General features: G+C 61.5%; 18 protein-coding genes. 11 read left to right on the top strand and 7 right to left on the bottom strand.

All coding sequences use genetic code 11. The features are described from left to right. Positions 1–132 precede the first annotated feature (132 nt). The 3 genes from FAZ30_RS17440 to FAZ30_RS17430 all read left to right on the top strand — a co-directional run bounded on the left by FAZ30_RS17440 (position 133) and on the right by FAZ30_RS17430 (position 4,957). A complete protein-coding gene (locus FAZ30_RS17440) occupies positions 133–1,386 on the top strand; it encodes an MFS transporter (RefSeq protein WP_124643888.1) in 1,254 nt (417 codons plus the stop codon). A 53-nt stretch (positions 1,387–1,439) separates the two neighbouring features. Next, positions 1,440–2,819 (top strand): NarK family nitrate/nitrite MFS transporter, encoded by a 1,380-nt coding sequence (locus tag FAZ30_RS17435; protein ID WP_124643889.1) that lies wholly within the window; start codon positions 1,440–1,442, stop codon positions 2,817–2,819. A 161-nt stretch (positions 2,820–2,980) separates the two neighbouring features. After that, a complete protein-coding gene (locus FAZ30_RS17430; RefSeq protein ID WP_124643890.1) occupies positions 2,981–4,957 on the top strand; it encodes a methyl-accepting chemotaxis protein in 1,977 nt (658 codons plus the stop codon). Between the two features lie 137 nt (positions 4,958–5,094). Here FAZ30_RS17430 and FAZ30_RS17425 read toward each other — a convergent pair whose 3' ends face one another. After that, positions 5,095–5,685: a fimbrial protein gene (locus FAZ30_RS17425; protein ID WP_124643891.1), complete on the bottom strand. Its 591-nt coding sequence runs from the start codon at positions 5,683–5,685 to the stop codon at positions 5,095–5,097. 503 nt (positions 5,686–6,188) lie between these two features. Between FAZ30_RS17425 and FAZ30_RS17420 the strand changes: the two genes are divergently transcribed. The 4 genes from FAZ30_RS17420 (at position 6,189) to narI (ending at position 12,828) form a co-directional block, all read left to right on the top strand. After that, positions 6,189–9,878, top strand: a complete 3,690-nt coding sequence (locus FAZ30_RS17420) for a nitrate reductase subunit alpha (RefSeq protein ID WP_124643892.1) — start codon at positions 6,189–6,191, stop codon at positions 9,876–9,878. After that, positions 9,875–11,425 carry a nitrate reductase subunit beta gene (gene narH / locus FAZ30_RS17415; RefSeq protein ID WP_124643893.1) on the top strand — a complete coding sequence of 517 codons (1,551 nt, stop codon included), beginning with the start codon at positions 9,875–9,877 and terminating at the stop codon, positions 11,423–11,425. The genes FAZ30_RS17420 and narH overlap by 4 nt, the downstream gene beginning before the upstream one ends. Positions 11,426–11,428: 3 nt before the next feature. After that, positions 11,429–12,076, top strand: a complete 648-nt coding sequence (gene narJ, locus FAZ30_RS17410) for a nitrate reductase molybdenum cofactor assembly chaperone (RefSeq protein ID WP_124643894.1) — start codon at positions 11,429–11,431, stop codon at positions 12,074–12,076. A 65-nt stretch (positions 12,077–12,141) separates the two neighbouring features. Continuing rightward, complete coding sequence (narI, locus tag FAZ30_RS17405) at positions 12,142–12,828, top strand: respiratory nitrate reductase subunit gamma (protein ID WP_124643895.1); 687 nt, start codon at positions 12,142–12,144, stop codon at positions 12,826–12,828. An 86-nt stretch (positions 12,829–12,914) separates the two neighbouring features. Here the strand turns inward: narI and FAZ30_RS17400 are convergent, their stop codons facing one another. Continuing rightward, positions 12,915–13,751 (bottom strand): LysR family transcriptional regulator, encoded by an 837-nt coding sequence (locus FAZ30_RS17400; RefSeq protein ID WP_205676612.1) that lies wholly within the window; start codon positions 13,749–13,751, stop codon positions 12,915–12,917. A 97-nt stretch (positions 13,752–13,848) separates the two neighbouring features. Here FAZ30_RS17400 and FAZ30_RS17395 point away from each other — a divergent pair, with 97 nt between their 5' ends. Continuing rightward, entirely contained in the window at positions 13,849–15,288 is a 1,440-nt protein-coding gene (locus FAZ30_RS17395; protein WP_124643896.1) for a glycoside hydrolase family 1 protein, read from the top strand. Positions 15,289–15,363: 75 nt separating this feature from the next. Here the strand turns inward: FAZ30_RS17395 and FAZ30_RS17390 are convergent, their stop codons facing one another. From FAZ30_RS17390 to cobA, 5 genes are all read right to left on the bottom strand, one after another. After that, the gene (locus FAZ30_RS17390; RefSeq protein ID WP_124643897.1) at positions 15,364–16,560 is read right to left on the bottom strand and encodes an NnrS family protein; all 1,197 of its coding nucleotides are present in this window, start codon (positions 16,558–16,560) and stop codon (positions 15,364–15,366) included. A gap of 120 nt (positions 16,561–16,680) precedes the next feature. Further along, positions 16,681–17,961, bottom strand: coding sequence for a hypothetical protein (locus FAZ30_RS17385; protein WP_124643898.1), 1,281 nt, complete (start codon positions 17,959–17,961; stop codon positions 16,681–16,683). Then, positions 17,958–18,170, bottom strand: a complete 213-nt coding sequence (locus FAZ30_RS17380; protein WP_124643899.1) for a DUF2249 domain-containing protein — start codon at positions 18,168–18,170, stop codon at positions 17,958–17,960. Before FAZ30_RS17380 ends, FAZ30_RS17385 begins: the two co-directional genes overlap by 4 nt. Next, positions 18,167–18,595 (bottom strand): hemerythrin domain-containing protein, encoded by a 429-nt coding sequence (locus FAZ30_RS17375; protein WP_124643900.1) that lies wholly within the window; start codon positions 18,593–18,595, stop codon positions 18,167–18,169. Before FAZ30_RS17375 ends, FAZ30_RS17380 begins: the two co-directional genes overlap by 4 nt. Positions 18,596–18,673: 78 nt before the next feature. Beyond that, positions 18,674–19,513 carry a uroporphyrinogen-III C-methyltransferase gene (gene cobA / locus FAZ30_RS17370; RefSeq protein ID WP_124643901.1) on the bottom strand — a complete coding sequence of 280 codons (840 nt, stop codon included), beginning with the start codon at positions 19,511–19,513 and terminating at the stop codon, positions 18,674–18,676. Positions 19,514–19,670: 157 nt separating this feature from the next. On the opposite strand from cobA, the gene FAZ30_RS17365 reads away from it, so the two are divergent. The 3 genes from FAZ30_RS17365 to FAZ30_RS17355 all read left to right on the top strand — a co-directional run bounded on the left by FAZ30_RS17365 (position 19,671) and on the right by FAZ30_RS17355 (position 22,233). Beyond that, a complete protein-coding gene (locus tag FAZ30_RS17365; RefSeq protein WP_103523853.1) occupies positions 19,671–20,096 on the top strand; it encodes a c-type cytochrome in 426 nt (141 codons plus the stop codon). A gap of 35 nt (positions 20,097–20,131) precedes the next feature. Continuing rightward, positions 20,132–21,559, top strand: a complete 1,428-nt coding sequence (locus FAZ30_RS17360) for a cbb3-type cytochrome c oxidase subunit I (RefSeq protein WP_124643902.1) — start codon at positions 20,132–20,134, stop codon at positions 21,557–21,559. A gap of 65 nt (positions 21,560–21,624) precedes the next feature. Then, positions 21,625–22,233 carry a cytochrome c oxidase subunit 3 gene (locus FAZ30_RS17355; RefSeq protein ID WP_124643903.1) on the top strand — a complete coding sequence of 203 codons (609 nt, stop codon included), beginning with the start codon at positions 21,625–21,627 and terminating at the stop codon, positions 22,231–22,233. Positions 22,234–22,263: the final 30 nt, after the last annotated feature.

The raw sequence follows: 22,263 nt of genomic DNA, 5'->3' as shown, positions 1-22,263 counted from the left end.
GATTAGTCCGGCTTCCCCATCTGCAGGGTCGGGCTAGCTCCTCATGCTGCGCGTTTTGCTGCTATCGGCGAATATTTCCCGTGTGCGTATCAGGGTTAAATGCCTGCTATCCCCATCGCGGAGCAAGGCACCATGGCTTCCCCACGCTTCAAGCAGTACGCCGTGCTGGCATCCAGCACCCTGGCATTTACCATCTGTTTCATGATCTGGATGATGTTTGCGGTTTTGGGCATCCCCATCAAGCAGCATCTGGGCCTGAATGAAACCGAATTCGGCATTCTGGCGGCGACGCCGGTGCTGTCCGGCTCGCTGATTCGCGTACCACTGGGCATCTGGACCGACCGTTTCGGCGGCCGCATCGTGATGTTTGTGCTGATGCTGGTATGCGTGCCCTTCATCTTCATCATGCAGTACGCCACCGCTTACTGGCAGTTTCTGGCCATCGGCCTGCTGGTAGGGCTGGCTGGCGGTGCTTTTTCGGTAGGCACGCCTTATGTGGCGCGCTGGTTCCGTCCCGAGCAGCAGGGCATGGCCATGGGGGTGTTTGGTGCCGGTAATGCCGGTTCCTCGCTGACCAAACTGGTGGCGCCCACCATTATTGCCGTGGCTGGCTGGCAAATGGTGCCCACGGTATACGCCATCACCATGCTGGTAACGGCCATCCTGTTCTGGCTGTTTTCCTATCAGGATTCGGCCCATCTGGTCAGCAGCAAGGTGAGCCTGCGCCAGCAGCTGGCCCTGATGAAAGACCCGGCGGTGCTGCGCTATTGCCAGTATTACTCGGTGGTGTTTGGCGGCTATGTGGCGCTGGCCTTGTGGATGACCAAATACTACGTTGGCGAGTATGGCTTTGATATCAAGCATGCCGCGTTTCTGGCGGCCTGTTTCTCCCTGCCGGGCGGCGTGCTGCGTGCCATGGGCGGCTGGCTGTCCGACCGTTTCGGCCCTTACAAGGTGACCTGGGGCGTGATGTGGACCTGCTGGGTGGCCTTTTTCATCCTGTCCTACCCGCAAACCGACTTCAGCATTACCACCACGCACGGCGTGCAAAGCTTTCATATCGGCCTGGGCGTGACCCAGTTCACCCTGATGCTGTTTGGCGTGGGCATTGCCATGGCCATCGGCAAGGCGTCGGTGTTCAAGTTCATTGCCAATGAGTTTCCCGACAATATCGGCGCGGTATCCGGCGTGGTAGGCCTGGCTGGCGGCATGGGCGGTTTCCTGTTGCCCATCCTGTTCGGTGTGCTGCTGGATGTGACCGGTGTGCGTACCAGCGCTTTCATGCTGCTGTACGGCACGGTATGCGTATCGCTGGTGTGGATGCATTTTTCCTTTAAGCCCGCGCAGGGCAAGGCCGTGGCCAGCGTTGCCAGACAGTCGGCCTGATCGCGCCAACCCCATTTTTGATTGACGGTCAGCGTGCCGTCAGGGAGGACTTGATGTCACATATACTTAACCGGTGGGAACCGGAGAATGCCGAATTCTGGCAGCAGCAAGGCAAGGCGGTAGCACGGCGCAATCTGTGGATATCCATCCCGGCGTTGATGCTGGCCTTTGTCATCTGGCAGGTGTGGAGCGTGGCGGTGCTGAACATGCCGAATATCGGTTTCGGCTATTCGCAAAACCAGCTGTTCTGGCTGGCGGCGCTGCCGGCCTTGTCCGGTGCCACCCTGCGGATTTTCTACAGCTTCATGGTGCCGGTGTTTGGTGGCCGCAAATGGACGGCCCTGTCCACTGCCAGCCTGCTGATTCCGGCAATCGGCATCGGCTTTGCCGTGCAGGACCCGAATACCAGCTACATCACCATGGTGGTGCTGGCGCTGCTGTGCGGTTTTGGTGGCGGTAACTTCAGCTCATCCATGTCCAATATCAGCTTCTTTTTCCCCAAGGCGGAAAAGGGCACGGCGCTGGGTCTGAATGCCGGTCTGGGCAACCTGGGGGTGTCGCTGGTGCAGTTTGTGGTGCCGCTGGTGATCACCATGGGCGTGTTCGGTGCCTTTGGCGGCGACCCGCAAACCTGGATCAAGGGCGCGGTGCACAAGAAAATGTGGCTGCAGAATGCCGGTTTTGTCTGGGTGCCGTTCATCGTGCTGTCCACTGTCGCTGCCTGGCTGGGCATGAATGACATTGCCTCGGCCCGCGCCTCGTTTGCCGACCAGGTGGTGATTTTCCGGCGCAAGCACAATTGGTTGATGTGCTGGCTGTATATCGGCACTTTCGGCTCCTTTATCGGTTTCTCCGCTGGTTTCCCGCTGCTGATGAAAGGCCAGTTCCCGGATGTAGACCCCACCAAGTATGTGTTCTACGGCCCGCTGGTGGGGGCGCTGGCCCGTCCGGTCGGTGGCTGGATCGCGGACAAGATCGGCGGTGCCAAGGTGACCCAGGCGGTGTTTGTGCTGATGATGCTGGCAGTGGGCGGCGTGCTGGGCTTTCTGCCGCATGCTGGCCAGGGTGGCAACTTCCAGGGCTTCTTCGCCATGTTCCTCTGCCTGTTTGCCCTGACCGGGCTGGGCAATGGTTCTACCTTCATGCAGGTGCCGGTGATTTTCCTGACGCTGCATCAGCGTCTGGCCGGCAAGGGTGAGGCGGCACAGAAGCAGGCGCAGGCCGATGCCACGCGCGAGGCCGCAGCCGTGCTGGGCTTCTCTGGTGCGATTGGTGCGTATGGCGGCTTCTTCATTCCCAAGAGCTATGGCACTTCCATTGCCATGACCGGTGGTGTGGAGGCTGCGCTGTATGCCTTCATCCTGTTCTATGCCAGCTGCGTGCTGATCAACTGGTGGTTCTACGCGCGCCAGAACGCGGAAATCCGCTGCTGATCCAGCGCGGCTGACAAGCTCCCTGGTAACGGGGAGAGCAGGGGAAGCGTGGCTGCTTCCCCTTTTTTACTTTATCGGCATATTTGCTGTCAGTTAAAAATTGCCTATGCTGTTAGTGCATTGCAACACACCACTCCCCCCACGCCGATTGTGAGGCTGTCATGTTGTCCAGACTCTCCATTGCCAGCAGGCTGAGCCTGCTGATCCTGCCTTTCGTCCTGGTGATTGCCGGCCTTGCCGGCGTGCTGTCGCTGGAAAAATGGCACAGCCTGTCGCGTCTGCAGGCTTCCGGCCAGCTATTGCAGGTGGCTGGCAAGGCCAGCAGCCTGATTCACCAGTTGCAGGCCGAACGGGGCTTGAGCAATGGCTTTCTGAGCGTGGCAGGCAGCAGCCTGCCGGCCGATCTGCAAAGCGCACGGCAGCAAACTGACAGCGCGCTGGCCGACTTCCACGCCAGCCTGGCGCAGTTGCCAGAGGCCACGCAGGCGACAGCGGCGGAGGGTCAGGTGCGCAGCCTGCTGCAGGGGCGCGCCGCCATCGACAGCCGTAGCCAGCCGGCGGCGCAAATGTTTGCCGCTTACTCGGGCAATATCGAACAGCTGATTGGCCTGATTGCCGGCTTGGCAGGCAGCACCAGCGATGCCGGGCTGCTGCACGATGCGGTGGCGCTGCTCAATCTGCAATGCCAGAAGGAATTTGCCGGGCGGGAGCGTGGCTTCATCAATGGCCTGCTGGGGCGGGGCAGTTTTGACCAGGCCGCCTTGCTGCAGGCTGCTGGCATGCAGGCCCGGCAACAAGCCTGTGCCAGCCAGCTGCGGCTGGTGGCATCTGCCGAGATTCGCCAGGCATCACAGCAGGCCGATCAGTCCGCCGAGGCGGCTGCGGTACAGGCCATGCGCCAGCAGATCATGGCCGTGCCCTTGGGGCAGCCGCTGGGCGTGGCACCGGCCCTGTGGTTCAAGACCGCCAGCGCCCAAATGGCCAATCTGAAAAAGCTGCAGGATCAACTGCTGCGACAACTGGATGGTGATATGCAGCGGCTGCTGGGTGAGGCGCGCTTCCAGCTGTGGTTCACCCTGCTGGGTTCTGCCGCCACCATTCTGCTGTTGTCGGTGCTGGGCTGGGCCATTTACCACAGCGTGGAGCGGCCGATTTCCCGGCTGGAGCAATTGATGAGCGGCATGAGCCGCGACTTCGACCTGTCGCGCCGTGCCGCGCTGCCCGGCAGCGACGAAATTGCCCGTATGGGCCAGGCATTCGACCATCTGGCAGACGCCTTTGCCGACACCCTGCGCCAGATCAAGAGCGAAGCGCACCAGATGATGGCGGCAGCCAACTCACTGAATGATGTATCGGCCCGTGCTGCCTCCACGGCGGAGGTGCAAAGCCGCTCATCCGTGGACATCGCCGCCGCCATCGAGGAAATGTCCGCCGGCATTGCCGCCGTGACCGACAATGCCTTGCAAGCCATGCGCGTGGCCGAGGACATGCAGGGCTGTGTGGATGATGGTCGCGACCGCATGCGCAGTACCGCCACCGCGCTGAGTGAAACCGCCGATGGCCTGACCCATACCGGCGAAAGTGTGGACATGCTGCGCGACAAGTCCGAGGGTATTCACAGCATTGTCACCGCCATTCGCGAGATTGCCGACCAGACCAATCTGCTGGCCCTTAACGCCGCCATCGAGGCGGCACGGGCTGGCGAAATGGGGCGCGGTTTTGCCGTGGTGGCGGACGAGGTACGCAAGCTGGCCGAGCGCACCAGCAAGGAAACGCTGGACATCGCCGCGCTGATTGAAGATATCCGCCGCGAAACCCAGGGCGTGGCGCAGCAGATGGCCACGGCGCGGCAGCGCATGCAGGGTGGCATGGCTGAGGTGGATCTGACGGTGGAAGACCTGGCGCTGATTCACGGCAAGGCCAGCGATACTGCCGACAAGAGCCGCAGTACCACGCTGGCGATGCAAGAGCAGACTGCTGCCAGCAACGATGTCGCCACCAATGTCAGCAAGATTGCCGCGCTGGCGGAAAACAATGCCCATATCGTGCAGGAGGCCGCTGCCTTGTCCGGCCAGCTTAACCGCACTGCCGGCAAGATGGTGGAGCTGGTAGACCGTTTCCAGCACACCAGTCACTGAGCAGACTGTGGTGATGGTGTGCAGGAAGGCAATCCACCGTACTGGCATGCCGTGTGGCAGAGCGGATCGCCACAGGCTGCTTTTGCCATTTGCTGCCCGGATTCTGCTTGGCAAATCGGCACCCCGCTGGGCCTCACTTACTGATACTGAACGGTGTAGTTGGCAATGGCGGTGACCGTGCCGGCAGTGGCTACTCCGCTAGCGTAATACTTTGCCAGATAGCGCAGGGTGGCGTTGCCACTGCTGATTGGAAATGCCATGCCGCTACTACCAAATGTGCTACTGGTTTGCCCAATGAGAATGTGGGAGCTTGAACTCGTGTTGTAGAGAGCCACATCGACATTGCTTGCTGTGCCGGTATTGATCAAGCGACCGGCAGCGTTGACATTGCTGTCATTTTCAAACCAGATGGCGGCTTGGGTGGCTGCGCCGGTACAGCCGCTAAGGGCAATGGAAAACGGGATAGTGCCTGCCGTGGCGGAAGCGACCGCCAATGCCTTGGTGGAAATGCTGGGCAAGCTGATGGAGCCACTGCTGCTGCCCCCTGCAACGCTGATGGTGCAGGTTGTTGCTGCAATATTGCCGGTAAAGGTAATGGTGCCGTCCGAAGCATGCGCTTGAGAGATGAGGCCGGCGCAAGCGGTGCAGAAAATAGCGAGTGTGCGCTGCATGGAGCTACTCCTAATGGTATGTTTTCCCGAGATACAACTTAGTAGCAATTCATTCATTTTTTAGATTTATTTACTGATGACGGCCTTGCTTTGAAGTTGCTGATTTGTATATAGATAATTTTGCTTGATATGAAAGATTTCTGGCATTTTGGACAGGTGTAGCGCTGGCAATCCTGTTTTAAGCCGATGCGGGAGTTTTTCCGGCGTTACAGCAAATCCAGATCAAGGCTTGCCGCCCTGGCGAGCCGGTGTCGTACGGATGGCGCGTAGTACACGTTGCGGACTTGGCCATGCCAGCAGCACAAATCCATTCGTTTGTCATTGATCGTCATGCATTCCGGCTCATTGAGCGTATCGTCAGCAGCGCTCCGTTTTTCGCTGGCCAGCCTGTGTAGTTCCACCTACTTCTTATGGCTTATGCGTCTCCTCACTCTGCGCATGGGTTTTTCCTCTAGTGGCCAATGGGCGCTGTTGTTGCCCGGACGTAATCTCTGCAGGGTAAGCAAAGGCTGCGCGGCAGGGCCGCTGCACCGCATCTGCGGTAAATACTCGGAGGCAAGATGAGCCATTTTCTGGACAGACTGAATTTCCTTGGCAAGGTGAAATCCACCTTTGCTGATGGCCATGGCGCGGTGGTCAATGAAGACCGCCAATGGGAAGACGCCTATCGCCAACGCTGGCAGCACGACAAGATCGTGCGCTCCACCCACGGGGTGAACTGCACCGGCTCCTGTAGCTGGAAAGTGTATGTAAAGAACGGTCTGATCACCTGGGAAACCCAGCAGACCGACTATCCGCGCACCCGGCCGGACCTGCCCAACCACGAACCGCGCGGCTGCCCGCGTGGCGCGTCCTACAGCTGGTATGTGTATTCGGCGCAGCGGGTGAAATACCCGATGATCCGCGGCCGCCTGGCCAAGTTGTGGCGCGAAGCGCGCCAGAGCATGAGCCCGGTACAGGCCTGGGAACACATCAGCCAGAACCCGGAACTGGCCAAGCAGTACAAGAGCAAGCGCGGCCAGGGTGGTTTCGTGCGTGCCAACTGGGACGAGGCCAACGAAATCATCGCGGCCTCCAATGCCTACACCATCAAGAATTACGGCCCGGACCGCGTGGTGGGCTTCTCGCCGATTCCGGCCATGTCCATGGTGTCCTACGCAGCGGGCAGCCGTTACCTCAGCCTGATCGGCGGCGTGCCGCTGTCCTTCTACGACTGGTATTGCGACTTGCCGCCGGCCAGCCCGCAGGTGTGGGGCGAGCAGACTGACGTGGCCGAATCGGCCGACTGGTACAACTCCACCTATCTGATGGTGTGGGGTTCCAATGTGCCGATGACCCGTACCCCGGATGCCCACTTCTATACCGAAGTGCGCTACAAGGGCACCAAGACCGTAGCCGTTTCCAGTGACTTTGGCGAAATGGCCAAGTTTGGCGACATCTGGCTGGCCCCGAAGCAGGGCACCGATGCCGCGCTGGCCATGGCCATGGGTCATGTCATCTTTAAAGAATTCCACCTGGACAAGCCGTCGGCCTACTTCACCGACTACATCCGCCGCTACACCGACATGCCGATGCTGGTGACCCTGCGCAAGGATGGCGAGCGCTATGTGCCGGACTACTTCCTGCGCGCCAGCCATCTGGCGGGCCACCTGAACGAAGACAACAATCCGGAATGGAAGACCCTGGTTTTCGACGAAACCAGTGGCGACATCGTGGCACCGACTGGTTCCATCGGCTTCCGTTGGGGCCAGAGTGGCAAGTGGAACCTGCAGCAGCATGATGGCAGCACTGGCCGTGAAGTCTCGGCCCGCCTGTCGCAGATTGACCATCGCGACGATGTCGTCGGCGTGGGCTTCCCTTACTTTGGCGCCGAGCACGAGGAACTGCTCACCCGCAATGTACCGGTGCGCAAGGCGGTGCTGGCCGATGGCAGCGAAGTGCTGCTGGCGACCGTGTTCGACCTGATGGCCGCCAACTACGGCATCGACCGTGGCCTGGGCGGTGGCAACGTCACCAACGACTACATGGCCGATGTGCCGTATACCCCGGCCTGGCAGCAAAAACACACCGGCGTGAAGCCGGAAATGGTGATCCAGGTTGCGCGCGAATTCGCCCAGAACGCCGATCAGACCCATGGCAAATCCATGGTGATCGTCGGTGCCGCGCTCAACCACTGGTATCACATGGACATGAGCTATCGCGGCATCATCAATATGCTGATGCTGTGTGGCTGTATCGGCCAGAGCGGCGGCGGCTGGTGCCACTATGTGGGCCAGGAAAAACTGCGCCCGCAAACCGGCTGGGCCCCGCTGGCCTTTGCCGGCGACTGGGTACGCCCGGCGCGCCAGATGAACGGCACCAGCTTCTTCTATGCCCATACCAGCCAGTGGCGGCATGAAAAGCTGGGCGTGAACGAAATCCTTTGCCCCACCGCAGACCAGACCATGGGTTCGATGGCGCTGATCGATTACAACGCCAAGGCCGAACGCATGGGCTGGCTGCCGTCGGCCCCGCAGCTGACCACCAACCCGCTGGACGTGACCCGACAGGCCGCTGCCGAAGGCAAGGACCCGGTGGCCTGGGCCGTGGAAAACCTCAAGTCCGGCGCGCTGGACATGTCCTGCAACGACCCGGACAACCCGAAGAACTTCCCGCGCAATATGTTTGTGTGGCGTTCCAATATTCTGGGCAGCTCCGGCAAGGGCCACGAGTACTTCCTCAAATACCTGCTGGGCACGCAGAACGCGGTAATGGGCAGCGAAGACGACTGCATCACGCCGACCGAAATCACCGTGCGCCCGGCGGTGGAAGGCAAGCTGGACCTGCTGGTCGTGCTGGATTTCCGCATGTCCACCACCTGCCTGTACGGCGACATCGTGTTGCCGACCGCCACCTGGTATGAAAAGGACGACCTCAACACGTCCGACATGCACCCCTTCATCCACCCGCTGTCCGAAGCCGTGCAGCCCTTGTGGCAGGCCAAGTCCGACTGGGAAATCTACAAGGGCTTTGCCAAGAAGATTTCCGAAATCGGCAAGGACTACCTGGGCGTGCAGCAAGACCTCATCCTCACCCCGCTGATGCACGACACCCCGCAGGAGCTGGGCCAGGCCTTCGATCCGAAGGACTGGAAAAAAGGCGAGTGCGAGCCGGTGCCGGGCAAGACCATGCCGGCGATGACGGTGGTGGAACGCGATTACGGTGCCATCTACGACAAGTTCACCTCCATCGGCCCCTTGCTGGAAAAAGTGGGCAATGGCGGCAAGGGCATCAGCTGGAAAACCGGCCATGAAGTGGACGTGCTGCGCGGCCTGAACCATACCGTGGCCGAAGGCGCGGGCAAGGGTCAGCCCAAGCTCAATACCGCCATCGACGCCGCCGAGATGATTCTGACCCTGGCTCCGGAAACCAACGGCCATGTGGCGGTGAAAGCCTGGGATGCGCTGTCGAAGATTACCGGTATCGACCACACCCATCTGGCGCTGCCACGCGAGCATGACAGCATCCGCTTCCGCGATGTACAGGCGCAGCCGCGCAAGATCATTTCCTCGCCCACCTGGTCTGGCCTGGAAAGCGAAGAAGTCAGCTACAACGCCGGCTACACCAATGTGCACGAGCTGATTCCATGGCGCACCATCACCGGCCGCCAGCAGTTCTATCAGGATCACCAGTGGATGCGCGCTTTCGGCGAAGGCCTGTGCGTGTACAAGCCGCATGTGGACCTGAAAACCACCCAGGCCATCCTGGGCAGGAAGTCCAACGGCAATCACGAGCTGGTGCTCAACTTCATCACCCCGCACCAGAAATGGGGCATTCACAGTACCTACTCGGACAACCTGCGCATGCTGACGCTGTCGCGTGGCGGCCCGCACGTCTGGGTATCGGAAGTGGACGCCAAGAAGGCCGGCATCGTCGACAACGACTGGATCGAGGTGTTCAACGTCAACGGCACGCTGACTGCCCGTGCGGTGGTGTCGCAGCGCGTACCGGAAGGCATGACGCTGATGTACCACGCCCAGGAGAAGATCGTGAACGTGCCGGGTGCGGAAACCAGTGGCAAGCGCGGCGGCATCCACAACTCGGTGACCCGTGCGGTGACCAAGCCTACCCACATGATTGGCGGTTACGCCCAGCTGTCCTGGGGCTTCAACTACTACGGGACGGTAGGTGCCAACCGTGACGAATTCGTCATCGTGCGCAAGATGAAAAAAGTGGATTGGATGGATCAGCCTGCAGGAGAAGACAAATGAAAATCCGTGCACAAATCGGCATGGTGCTGAACCTGGACAAGTGCATTGGCTGCCATACCTGTTCGGTTACCTGCAAAAACGTCTGGACCAGCCGCGACGGCGTGGAATACGCCTGGTTCAACAATGTGGAAAGCAAGCCGGGCATCGGCTACCCCAAGGATTGGGAAAACCAGGAAAAATGGCAGGGCGGCTGGGAGCGCAAGCCCAATGGCAAGCTGGTGCCCAAGCAGGGCGGCAAGATGCGCATTCTGGCCAATATCTTTGCCAACCCGAACCTGCCGTCCATCGACGACTACTACGAGCCGTTCACCTTCGATTACGAGCACTTGCAGAACGCGCCGGAAATGCAGACGCCGCCGACGGCCCGCCCGGTATCGGTGCTGACCGGCAAGAAGATGGACAAGATCGAATGGGGCCCCAACTGGGAAGACGACCTGGGCGGCGAGTTCGCCAAGCGCAGCAAGGACGCGCTGTTTGAAGGCATCCAGAAGGAAATGTACTCGGCCTTCGAGAACACCTTCCTGATGTATCTGCCGCGCCTGTGCGAACACTGTCTGAACCCGGCCTGTGTCGCCTCCTGCCCGTCCGGCTCCATCTACAAGCGCGAAGACGACGGCATCGTGCTGATCGATCAGGACAAGTGCCGTGGCTGGCGCATGTGTGTGTCCGGCTGCCCGTACAAGAAGATTTACTACAACTGGACCAGCGGCAAGGCCGAGAAGTGCATCTTCTGCTATCCGCGCATCGAAGCCGGCCAGCCGACCGTGTGCTCGGAAACCTGTGTCGGCCGCATCCGCTATCTGGGTGTACTGCTGTACGACGCCGACAAGATCGAAGCGGCTGCCAGCGTGGAAGACCCGAAGAGCCTGTACGAAGCACAGCTGGGTGTGTTCCTCGACCCGAATGCACCAGAGGTGATTGCCGAAGCGCAAAAGCAGGGCATTCCGCAAAGCTGGATCGACTCGGCGCAAAAGTCGCCGGTGTACAAGATGGCCATGGAATGGAAAGTGGCCTTCCCGCTGCATCCGGAATACCGCACCCTGCCCATGGTGTGGTACATCCCGCCGCTGTCGCCCATCCAGAGCGCGCTGGAAAACGGCCTGATCGGTGAAAACGGCATCATCCCGGACGTGAAAGACCTGCGTATCCCCATCCGCTATCTGGCCAATCTGCTGACCGCAGGCAAAGAAGAGCCGGTGGTGAGCGCACTGGAAACCATGGTCGCCATGCGCCGCTACATGCGCAAAAAGAGTGTGGAGAAGGTGAGCGACCCGGCCACCCTGCGCGGCACGCATCTGAAACCGGCCCAGGTGGAAGAAATGTACCAGGTGATGGCGATTGCCAATTACGAAGACCGCTTCGTGATTCCGTCCAGCCACAAGGAAATGGTGGAAAACACCTTCGACGACAAGGCCAGTTGCGGCTTCACCTTTGGCAATGGCTGTTCGGATGGCAAGTCGGACGCCAGCCTGTTTGGCAAGAAAAAGGCGACGCCCATTGTTTTCCACGACATGCGCCGCGACCGCAAGTCCAACGCCGGGAGTTAAGCCATGAACCAGTTACTGTACAAGATCAGCTCGGTGCTGCTGTGCTATCCGGAGCCCGAGTTGCTGGCCGCGCTGGATGATATCCGCCAGCAGCTGGAAGCCAGCCCCACCGCCGCCAGCATGCTGCAGCCCTTGCTGGTGCAGCTGGAGGGGGGCGATCTGATCCGTCTGCAGGAAAACTATGTGCAGACCTTCGACCGCAGTCCGGCGCACTCGCTGCACCTGTTCGAGCACATTCATGGCGAGGACCGCGCCCGTGGTCAGGCCATGGTGGATTTGCTGGAAGAGTACAAGGAGCACGGCTTTGAGCCGGTGTGCGCTGAACTGCCGGATTACGTGCCGCTGTTTCTGGAGTTCCTGACGCAATGCGAGCCGCAGGAGGCAGACCGTCTGCTGGGTGATGCCGTGCATGTGCTGGGCCATATCGCCGGCAAGCTGCGCGAGTCGTCCTCGCCCTATGCCGGCGTGCTCGACCTCTTGGTCTGGCTGTCGCCGGTTGCGCCCGAGCCCCTGAGCGTGCCGCCTATCCGCGACATGGACGAACTGCTGGAAACCTTTGGCCCCGGTGCGGATGGCAGCGAGCCGCTGCTCAAGCCCGCCCTGCCGGCCATCGCTCCGGTCAACTTCTACCCGTCGCGATCCGGCGCCTGAATCTGCCCGTTTCCGGCCCGCCCTGTCCTCAATCAGGGGCTGGCCGGAACAGCAAGGAGAGAGAGATGGACTATCTGCATCAATTTGTTTTCGGGATTTATCCCTATATTGCGCTCGGCATTTTCCTGCTGGGCAGCCTGATGCGCTTCGAGCGCGAACAGTACAGCTGGAAGAGCGAGTCGTCCCAACTGGTGTATCGCGGCAATCTGCGGCTGGGCAGCATCCTGTTCCACATCGGCGTACTCGGGCTGTTCTTCGGCCATCTGGTGGGCCTGCTGACACCCTTGTCGGTATGGGAAGCGCTGGGTGTGACCCACAGCTTCAAACAGGTATTCGCCATGACCGCCGGTGGCATCATGGGCAGCCTGGCCCTGATCGGTCTGCTGATCCTGCTGCATCGCCGTCTCACCAACCAACGCCTGGCGGCCAATACCACCTGGCGCGACAAGCTGGTACTGCTGTGGCTGCTGGCCACGCTGCTACTGGGCCTGTCCACCATCGCCGTGTCCGCCCAGCATCTGGATGGCCACGAAATGGTGCTGCTGATGACCTGGGCGCAGCATATCGTTACCCTGCGCGCAGATGCGGCGCAATTCATCGTGACGGCCTCGCCGGTGTTCAAGCTGCACCTGTTCATGGGCATGAGCCTGTTCGTGATCTTCCCCTTCACCCGCCTGGTGCATGTGTGGAGCGGCTTTGCTGCAGTCGGCTATCTGGGCCGCGCCTGGCAGCTGGTGCGTCCGCGTGCTTGAACGGTAAGTGATTGATCAGCAAAGGCCCTGCGGGGCCTTTCTTATTTTGTGTCCGTGTTAACTGGCAGTGATTGCCGCACCATCTCTCAGAAACTCTCCACTAGTGGCCCGGCCACGCTGGGCGGGCGGATCAGGCCGATCTGCCAGGCGGCAGCGTCTTCCCGTAACAGGATGCTGCGGACCTGTTGGCCGCCCAGGCTGGCCGAGGCCGGGAGCAGTGCCCAGCCAAGACCGGCGGCAGTCAGTGCCACGGCGGCCGGAAAGTCAGTCACCGGCAGGATGTCGCGGCAATCCAGCGCCCGGCTGGCCAGGTAGTACTGCACATGGTCGTGATAGGCCGGGGCCAGCTCGCGCCGGATGATGACCAGGGGTAGATCGCTAAGCGCCTGCAAGCTGATATCAGGCGGATAGCCCGGTGGCAGCACGGCCTGGAAGCGGTCCTGCAATACCGGCAGGCTGGGCCAGCCGTCGGGGGCGGGCAGGCGGCAGAAGCCCAGATCCAGCCGGCCTTCGCGCATGGCTTGCCATTGGTGATGGCTGGACAGGTCGCTCAGGGTAATGCGTACCTGCGGCCGGCTGTGGCGAAAGCGGGCAATCAGCCCCGGCAGCAGGGTGTGGGTGGATGCGCCAAAGCCGATGCGCAAGCTGCCACTGCGACCGGCCTGCCAATCGGCCGCCTGCCGTAGCCAGGCCTGGCTGTCATCCAGCAGGCGGGCGGCATTGTCCTGCAGTGCGCGGCCCAGCCCGGTCAGCCGGGTGCTGCTGGCATTGCGGGTAAACAGCGGCGCACCCACTTCATCTTCCAGCCGCCGTATCTGCTTGCTGAGTGCGGACTGGGTGATGTGCAGCCGGTTGGCAGCCTGACCGAAGTGCAGCAACTCGCCCAGCACCACAAAGGCCTTGAGATCACGCAATTCCATCATTCCTCCAGGGACTTGTGATGGTGAAAATATGTCAATGGATGGAATGATAGCGTGGGCGCATGCTGCGGTCAGACCATTCTTTGCAGGAGACCGTGGCATGCACCATCAACAAACCCTGCCTTTCCCGGCTGGCTTTCTGTGGGGTGCCGCTTCGGCGGCCTATCAGGTGGAGGGCGGCTGGAATGCCGAGGGCAAAGGCCCTTCGGTATGGGACAGCTTCAGCCGCGAGCCGGGACGCACCTTCCAGGGCAGTAATGGCGATGTGGCGGTGGATCACTACCATCGCTACCCGGAAGACATCGCCCTGATGGCGGAAATGGGCCTCACCGCCTACCGCTTTTCCGTCAGCTGGCCGCGTATCTTCCCCGAAGGTCGTGGTACGCCAAACGAGGCTGGGCTGGCCTTTTACGACAGGCTGATCGACAGCCTGCGCGGCCACGGCATCGAGCCGGTGCTCACCCTGTATCACTGGGACCTGCCGCAGGCCTTGCAGGATGAATACGGTGGCTGGGAGGACCGGCGCATCATTGATGACTTCACGCACTACTGCACCACCCTGTATCAGCGCTTTGGCAGCAAGGTGAAATACTGGGTGTCGCTGAACGAGCAGAACTACAACCTTGGCAATGCCTATCTGCTGGGCACCCACCCGCCAGCCGTGCAGGATCGCAAGCGCTTTTACACCGCCAACCATCACGCATTTCTGGCTAATGCCAGCGCCATTGCCGCCTTTCGCCAGTGGGTGCCGCAGGGGCTGATCGGCCCCAGCTTTGCCTATTCGCCAGCCTATGCCGCCAGTAGCAGCCCGCAGGACATGCTGGCTTTTGAAAATGCCGAGGAGTTCACCAATCTGTGGTGGCTGGATAGCTATTGCCTGGGGCGTTACCCGGCGGCGGCCCTGCACTGGCTGCGGGCGCACGGCGAAGCACCGGACATCCTGCCCGGCGATGAGGCGCTGCTACGGCGCGGCCTGCCGGACTTCATCGGCGTCAACTACTACCAGACCCACAGCTATACCGATAATCCGGCAGATGGCATCGGCCTGCAGCGCATCAACACCACCGGCCAGAAAGGCAGTACCCCGGCCAGTGGCGTGCCCGGGCTGTACAAGACCCGGCCCAATCCGCATCTGCCCACCAGCAACTGGGACTGGGCCATCGACCCCTCCGGCCTGCGCATCGGCTTGCGCCGGCTGACTTCACGTTATGCCTTGCCCTTGCTGATTACTGAAAACGGGCTGGGCGAATTCGACCAGCTGACGGCCGATGGCCGCGTGCATGACGACTACCGCATCGACTACCTGCGCAGCCATCTTGCCGCCTGCCAGCAGGCCATCACGGATGGCGTTTCGCTGTTGGGTTATTGCGCCTGGTCCTTCACCGATATTCTCAGCTGGCTGAACGGCTACCAGAAGCGCTACGGCTTTGTCTATGTGGATCGGGACGAACAGGACTGCCGTAGCCTGCAGCGCATCCGCAAGGACAGCTTCTACTGGTATCAGCAGGTGATTGCCAGCGGCGGAGCCTGCCTGGACTGAGGACGGGCAGCAAATGCGTGCGCAATATGTCGCCAGCTTTTGCCCCCCGCGACCCAGTGTCGTGTCCGATCCGGTTCAACCCGCTTGCCCGTCGGCGCGGGGTTTCAGGTATAGCCCGATCAGTTGCCGGCTCCAGCCCAGCAGTGCCAGCAGTCCGCTGAGGGCGACGGCAGCATACAGGTAGGCTACCCATGCCGGCGGAAGAAAGTCGGCCACGACCCGGCTCAGCGCGACCGCATGCACGGCCAGGTAGATGCGCCACAGCCAGATTCCGGCTTGCAGTGGCAGGCCGGAATGCCCCAGGGTCACGCGTGAGACAAAGGCGATGACCATGGTCATGAAGAAGCCGACGGTGATGGCATGCAGCGGAGCCAGCCCCAGCGACAGCGCAGGCAGCAGGCCAGCCAGGGTGTACAGGCCAAATGCCACGGCCAGCCAGGCAAAGGACAGATGCAGCATCCACAGCAGTTTGACCTTGCGCGCCGGCAACAGGCCCCAGCGCCAGCTGGTGTAGCCAAACAGCAGGGTGAGCGGAATATCAGCCAGCAGGCTGCTGTGCTGGGTCAGCACCAGCAAACCATGCAGCCAGCTGCCAGCCACCATGGCGGCCAGCAGGGCGTAGGGCCGCCATGCCAAGCGCTCCGGCAGTGCGCTGCTGGTAAAGAAAGGCAGCATGCGGTGGCACACGGTCAGGAATACCGGCAGCAAAAAGCCCCACAAGGCCAGATCGCGCATGATCAGCCAGTAAGCGCCATTGCCCGTGAGCAACCAGAACCCGGCCGCCAGCACGCCTGCCAGCCCCAGCACAAAAGCCGCCAGTACCACCAGTGCATGGCGGCGATCCGGCTGCGGGCTGCGCCAGACGAGGCCGGCAAAGCACAAGGTCAGGCTGGCAAAGCCCAGGCCGTACAGCAGCAGGCCAGCGAGCAGCCAGCTTTTGCCCAGCGCGAGGCCTGCCAGCCAGCCGGCTACCCCGGCAGCCATCAGGCCGGGTGTCAGCAGATAACGTACCCGGCTGGGCGGGGCCACCCCCAGCCAGCGCGGGCCGGCGGTAAAGATGAAGCCAGTCATGAACAGCGGGAAAATGCCATACAGCATCAGCAAGGCGTGGGCCATGACTGCAGGAATCTGCGGGGTGATGGTATGCGAGCCAAGCCGGGATGCCAGCTCGGCAAACCAGGCGGCAAACAGCAACAGGGCGCTGAGCATGCCCAGCAGGAAGGCCAGGCGGTGCGGTGCACGCAGCAAGGCGGGGGGGAGGGTGTCAGGCATGATGGTCGGGCTCGGAGGTGGTGGTAGCCCAGTATCGGTGGCGGCAGCGCAAAGCGGAATGATTCTCGTCAAGAAAATCCAGCTGCGCGGGGTGGGTGCAGCAGCGCGGCTTTGGGCTAGTCAGCGCGCCGTAGACGCTGATACGGCGCGTTGCACTGCCCGGTAGCGCCGGGCGAGTTTCCCACCCAGCACCAAGGCGTAAGCCGCCAGCTCCAGCGTGGCCAGGGCAAACAGCAGATGAAAGCGGCCGGGCTGCCAGCACCACAGCGTGCCGGCCAGCAGCCACAGCAGATGCAGATGGCGCATCCGCAGCTGGGCGGACTCCGGCAGAAAGCCATGGGTGGAGGGCAGCAGGCCGCGCGGCGGGTTCAGCCGTTTCAAATGCAGCCAGGCCAGGAAAGGCAGGATCTTGCCCAGCATGGCCAGCGTGGCACCCAGGCCCGCGCCACCCAGCCACCACAAGCCGGCCAGCAAGGGCAGGCTTGGCCATGCTGTCCAGCTGCTGCACAGCCAGGCGCTCATGCCACCCAGCAGCAGGCAGGCGATGACCCCTTGCCATTGCCACCACAGCGGATCGGCTGGCCGCCGGCTTTGCCGCAGTAGTCGCCAGGACTGCACGGCATACGCCAAGACCGGAATCAGCAGCAGGCTGGCGGGCAACCATAGCTGCTCGGGCCAGAACAACAGGGCAAGGCTGCAGGCTAGCAACAAGACCAGCACCGCCCGGCCGGTGATCAGCGTCCAGGCCGGGTAGGGCGGGGTAATCAGAAACATCGGGATGACGGTTTGGCTCACCGCCAGCACCAGCAGAAACAGCCAGCCCAGCGCCGCCCATAGCACATGGCTGTGTAGCAGCGGCATGAGCGGCAGCGGTAACTGGCCGCTCAGCGTCAGCACCAGGCACAGTCCCAGCAGGGCGGTGACCAGCAGCGCCACCAGCGCCAGCGCCATGCCCCGGCTGCTGGCATCACGCGCCGGGCTGCGGGCCAGACCATACAGGCCGTGCCAGGCCAGGCGGATGATGGCCGCGCACAGCAGGACTGCAGCCGCCTGCAGGGCGAGTGGGGAGAAACCATGCAAAAAGCCGCCCACCAGCAAGGCCGTTCCCGCCTGCCAGGGCAGGAAAATGCCCAGCAACAGGCGGCCTGCGTGCCGTGTCGCTACACCGCTGGCCACCGCCAGCATTTGCAGCAGGGCACCGCTCATGATGTTGCCCAGCACGCCCAGGCCCAAGGCATGGGTAAGGGCGAGCAGCTGTGGGTGATAGCGGTTGGCGGCCAGCATGTCTGCGGGCAGCAGCAAGCATCCCAGGGTCAGCAGCCACAGCATGGCTGCGCCAAAAAAACTGGCGGGCAGCCAGAAGGGTGGTGCGTCGTCGTAGGAAAGCCAGGCCTGGCTCATGCTTTGCTGATGAACAGAATCACCCCGCCATCGCCGGACAGTTCAAAGCGGTAGTCAATGCCTTGCGCGGTGAGCAGCGGCAGCAGCGGTGTGGGGTGGTGCGGCAGAATCCAGGCCAGGGTTTGCTGGTCTTGCAGCTGCTCGGCGGCATCCAGAATGATTTCCATCGGCCCGGGGGGCGCGAGGTGGCGCAGGTCGACCGGGCTCATGCGCTGGCTCCCGCCGTCACCATTTGCTCAAAGCCGGCAATGTGCTGGCGGCACATGGGATAGAGGATGTTTTCTTCTTTCATATTGTGCTGCTGGGTGAGGATGAGCAGGGTTTCGGCGTGGCCCAGCCATGCCGTGGCATCCGTGGCATGCAGCGCGTCGTCCATGTCTTGCAGCAGCAGGCGGATTTCCTGATGTTCGTTGCGCATCACCGCCGTGGGCCCGTTCAGCATGCCGGTGGCTGCCTCGAAAGCCGGGAACAGCTGCTGTTCTTCCAGCTGAAAGTGTTGTTCCAGCTCGGCGGTCAGGCGCAGGCAGGTCTGCCCGGCGCTCGTCCAGTCACCGTGTCGTACGGCCTGTTCGGCTTGGGCAAGAATGGCGTCGCAGTCACGATGCTGCTGGGTCAGACAGGCTATGGCGTTCATGGGGGGTGTCCTGTGAGGCTGGGCGATCAGTAAAGCCGCAGTATGCGGTGCTGCGGCTGTCCGTTTGAATGACGCGGATCAAGAACTTGTCGCTGCAAGCGGCTGTGCCGTGCTGGCCTGCAGTTTTTGATGCAGGGTGACAATCTGCCCGATCACCAGCAGTGCCGGGGCGCTGATGCCTTCCTGTTCGATCAGGGTGGCCAGGTTCTGCAAGCTGCCGCACAGGCAGCGCTGTCGAGTGGAGCAGGCATTTTCCACCACGGCGACCGGCGTATCGGCCGCCCGGCCATGCGCCATCAACTGGCTGGCGATGCTGGCGGCTTCACCCAGCCCCATGTAAACCACGATGGTCTGCTCGGGCGTGCAGTGACGTGGCCAGTCTAGCGTTTGTTGTCCCTGGCGGCGATGGCCGGTGACAAAGCTACAGCCCTGGGCATAGTCGCGATGGGTCAAGGGCAGGCCTGCGCTGGCGGCAGCCCCCAGCGCGGCGCTGATGCCGGGAACCACTTCACAGGGAATGCCGGCGGCGGCCAGTGCTTCCATCTCTTCGCCACCACGGCCGAACAGCAGCGGATCGCCCCCCTTTAGCCGCACCACGCGCCAGCCCTGCCGGGCAAGGCTCACCAGCAACTGGTTGATGTCTGCTTGCGGCAGGGTGTGGCGGCTGGCGCGCTTGCCCACGCAGATGCGTTCGGCTGCGGCCGGTGCCAGTTCAAGAATGCTGCTGTCCAGCAAATGGTCGTACAGCACGACATCGGCCTGTTGCAGGCGTTGCAGCGCGCGCAGGGTGAGCAGGTCGGCCGCGCCCGGCCCTGCCCCTACCAGGGCGACGCTGCCCGGCCGGAATTCACTGCCGGGAATGACTGGTTTTTCTGGCGGAACAGGGGGCGTGTGCAGGACTTGATGCGGGCTGTTCATACCGGCTCCTCTGGCTGGGCCTTGGGGTGATGTTGCCAGTGTAGGAAGAGAGGGGGCTGGAAATCGTTGATTCGAATCAATGCTATCGGGATGTCCAAAACCGTACATTTCGCCGCAGGTATCGGGCTTGCCGGTACACGCAATTGAGGAGGACGTGATGAGCGCGAGCTTCACCAAATCGACGGCCCGCAACATCTTTTACGGTGGGTCGGTTTTCTTTTTCCTGATTTTCCTGGGGCTGACCGTGGATACCACCATGGCGGTGCCCAGCCATAACGCCAAGGCCCAGTTGACCGACGCCGCCGTGCGCGGCAAGAAAATCTGGGAGACACGCAACTGCGCCGGTTGCCACACGCTGATTGGCGAGGGGGCTTTCTTCGCTCCGGAGCTGGGCAATGTCTATGTGCGCCGTGGTCCGGAATTCATCAAGGGCTGGATGAAGGCGATGCCGACCAATGTACCGGGTCGTCGCCAGATGCCGCAGTTCAACCTGAACGATGCCCAGCTGGATGATCTGGTGGCATTCCTGAAATACAGCTCGCAGATCAATACCAATAACTGGCCGCCCAATATCGAAGGCTGATCAGCAACACGATCAATTGCTTCCGGAGAAAATACATGAGTAATGCAACCGTGGCACCACTGCCAGCCAGCAAGGCGGCCGTGAATGACCAGATAAAATACCGCTCGCAAGCGGTGGCCAAACCCTATTTTGTGGCGGCCATCGGCCTGTTCATCGGCCAGATCCTGTTTGGCCTGATCATCGGCCTGCAGTATTTCAAGGGCGACTTCCTGTTTCCCGCCATTCCGTTTGGCACTGCACGCATGGTGCATACCAATCTGCTGATTGTCTGGCTGCTGTTCGGCTTCATGGGGGCGGGTTATTTCCTGATTCCGGAAGAGTGCGAACGGGAGCTGTACAGCCCGAAGCTGGCCATCATCACCTTCTGGGTGTTCCTGGTGGCGGGTGCGCTGACCATCCTGGGCTATCTGGGTTTGCCATATAACGTGCTGGCCCACCTGACCGGTAACGACCTGCTGCCCACCATGGGGCGCGGCTACCTGGAGCAGCCGCTGATCACCAAGGTAGGCATCGTGCTGGTGGCCTTGTCCTTCCTGTTCAACCTGTCCATGACCCTGCTGTCCGGTCGCAAGACCAGCATCAGCATCGTGATGATGCTGGGGCTGTGGGGGCTGGCGATTTTCTTCCTGTTCTCCTTTGTGAACCCGAACAACCTGGTGCTGGACAAGTATTTCTGGTGGTGGGTGGTGCATCTGTGGGTGGAAGGCGTATGGGAACTGATCATGGGTGCCATGCTGGCCTTCGTGCTGGTGAAGGTGACCGGGGTCGACCGTGAAATCATCGAAAAATGGCTGTACCTGATCATTGCCATGACCCTGATCACCGGCATCATTGGTACTGGTCACCATTATTTCTGGATTGGTACGCCGGGTTACTGGCAGCTGCTGGGGTCCATCTTCTCGGCACTGGAGCCGGTTCCCTTCTTCATGATGACGGTGTTCGCCTTCAATATGGTCAAGCGGCGTCGGCGTGAGCATCCGAACCAGGCCGCCACGCTGTGGGCGCTGGGTACGGGGGTGATGTCCTTCCTTGGTGCCGGGGTATGGGGTTTCCTGGGTACGCTGTCGGTGGTGAACTACTACACTCACGGCACCCAGCTGACTGCCGCACACGGTCACATGGCTTTCTATGGTGCGTATGCCATGGTGGTGCTGACCATGATTTCCTACACCATGCCGCTGTTGCGTGGTCGTGAAGCCAATAGTGCAGCAGCACAAAAGCTGGAAAAGACCGCTTTCTGGGTGATGACGCTGTCCATCGTGGGGATCACCCTGTCGCTGACTGCCGCCGCGGTGACCCAGGTATCGCTGCAGCGCCTGTCGGCCTCGCCGCTGTCCTTCATGGAAACCCAGCAGCACATCATGCCGATGTACTGGGCACGTTTCGGCTTTGGTCTGTGTTTCTTCACTGGCCTGATGATGTATGTCACCAGTTTTTTTGTCACCGGCAAACGCGAAAGCTGATTAGCGGCTGAGCGTAACGGAAATGAGGCGGCTTGCGGGCCGCCTCTTTGATTTTGGAGACCGGCATGAGTGAACAAAGTCTGGAGTTGACCGAGGTGCAGCCAGCGCGCCATGTGCCAGAGCCCCATATACCGGGTGATCTGGCCATGTGGTTTTTCATCCTGGCGGAGCTGGCGGTGTTTGGCGTGTTTTTCCTGGTGTACGGCGTGTACCGCCGGCAGCAGCCGGCCTTGTTTGCCGAGGGGCAGTCGCATCTGGCCTTGCTGCTGCCCACCCTCAATACCCTGTTGCTGATTGCCGGCAGCGCCTGCATGGTGGCAGCGGTGAAACGGTTTGCCGAGGACCGGCAACACGCAGCCCGCCGGGCGCTGCTACTGGCCATGGCGTTTGGCAGCGGCTTCTTGCTGTGCAAACTGTATGAGCTGGTGGGCAAGTTCAGGGCGGGCATCAGCTTGTCCAGCAATGATTTCTGGATGTTCTACCTGTCGCTCACGGTGTTTCATTTCCTGCATGTGGTGCTGGGCATGGTGATTGTGGCGGCGGTGTGGTGGATGGCGCGCGATGGCCGCTATGGCCCGGGGCGGCTGGACGGCGTGGAAACCGCAGCGGCCTACTGGCATATGGTGGACCTGGTGTGGCTGGTGCTGTTTGCCCTGGTGTATGTGGCGCGCTAGTGCAGGGTCAAACCCTTATCCGGTATCAAG

Origin of the sequence: Aquitalea aquatilis (genome assembly GCF_005155025.1) — a bacterium.
GTDB classification, from domain to species: domain Bacteria; phylum Pseudomonadota; class Gammaproteobacteria; order Burkholderiales; family Chromobacteriaceae; genus Aquitalea; species Aquitalea aquatilis.
Note: the sequence above shows the minus strand (reverse complement) of the source record. Positions and strands in the feature narration are given on the sequence as shown.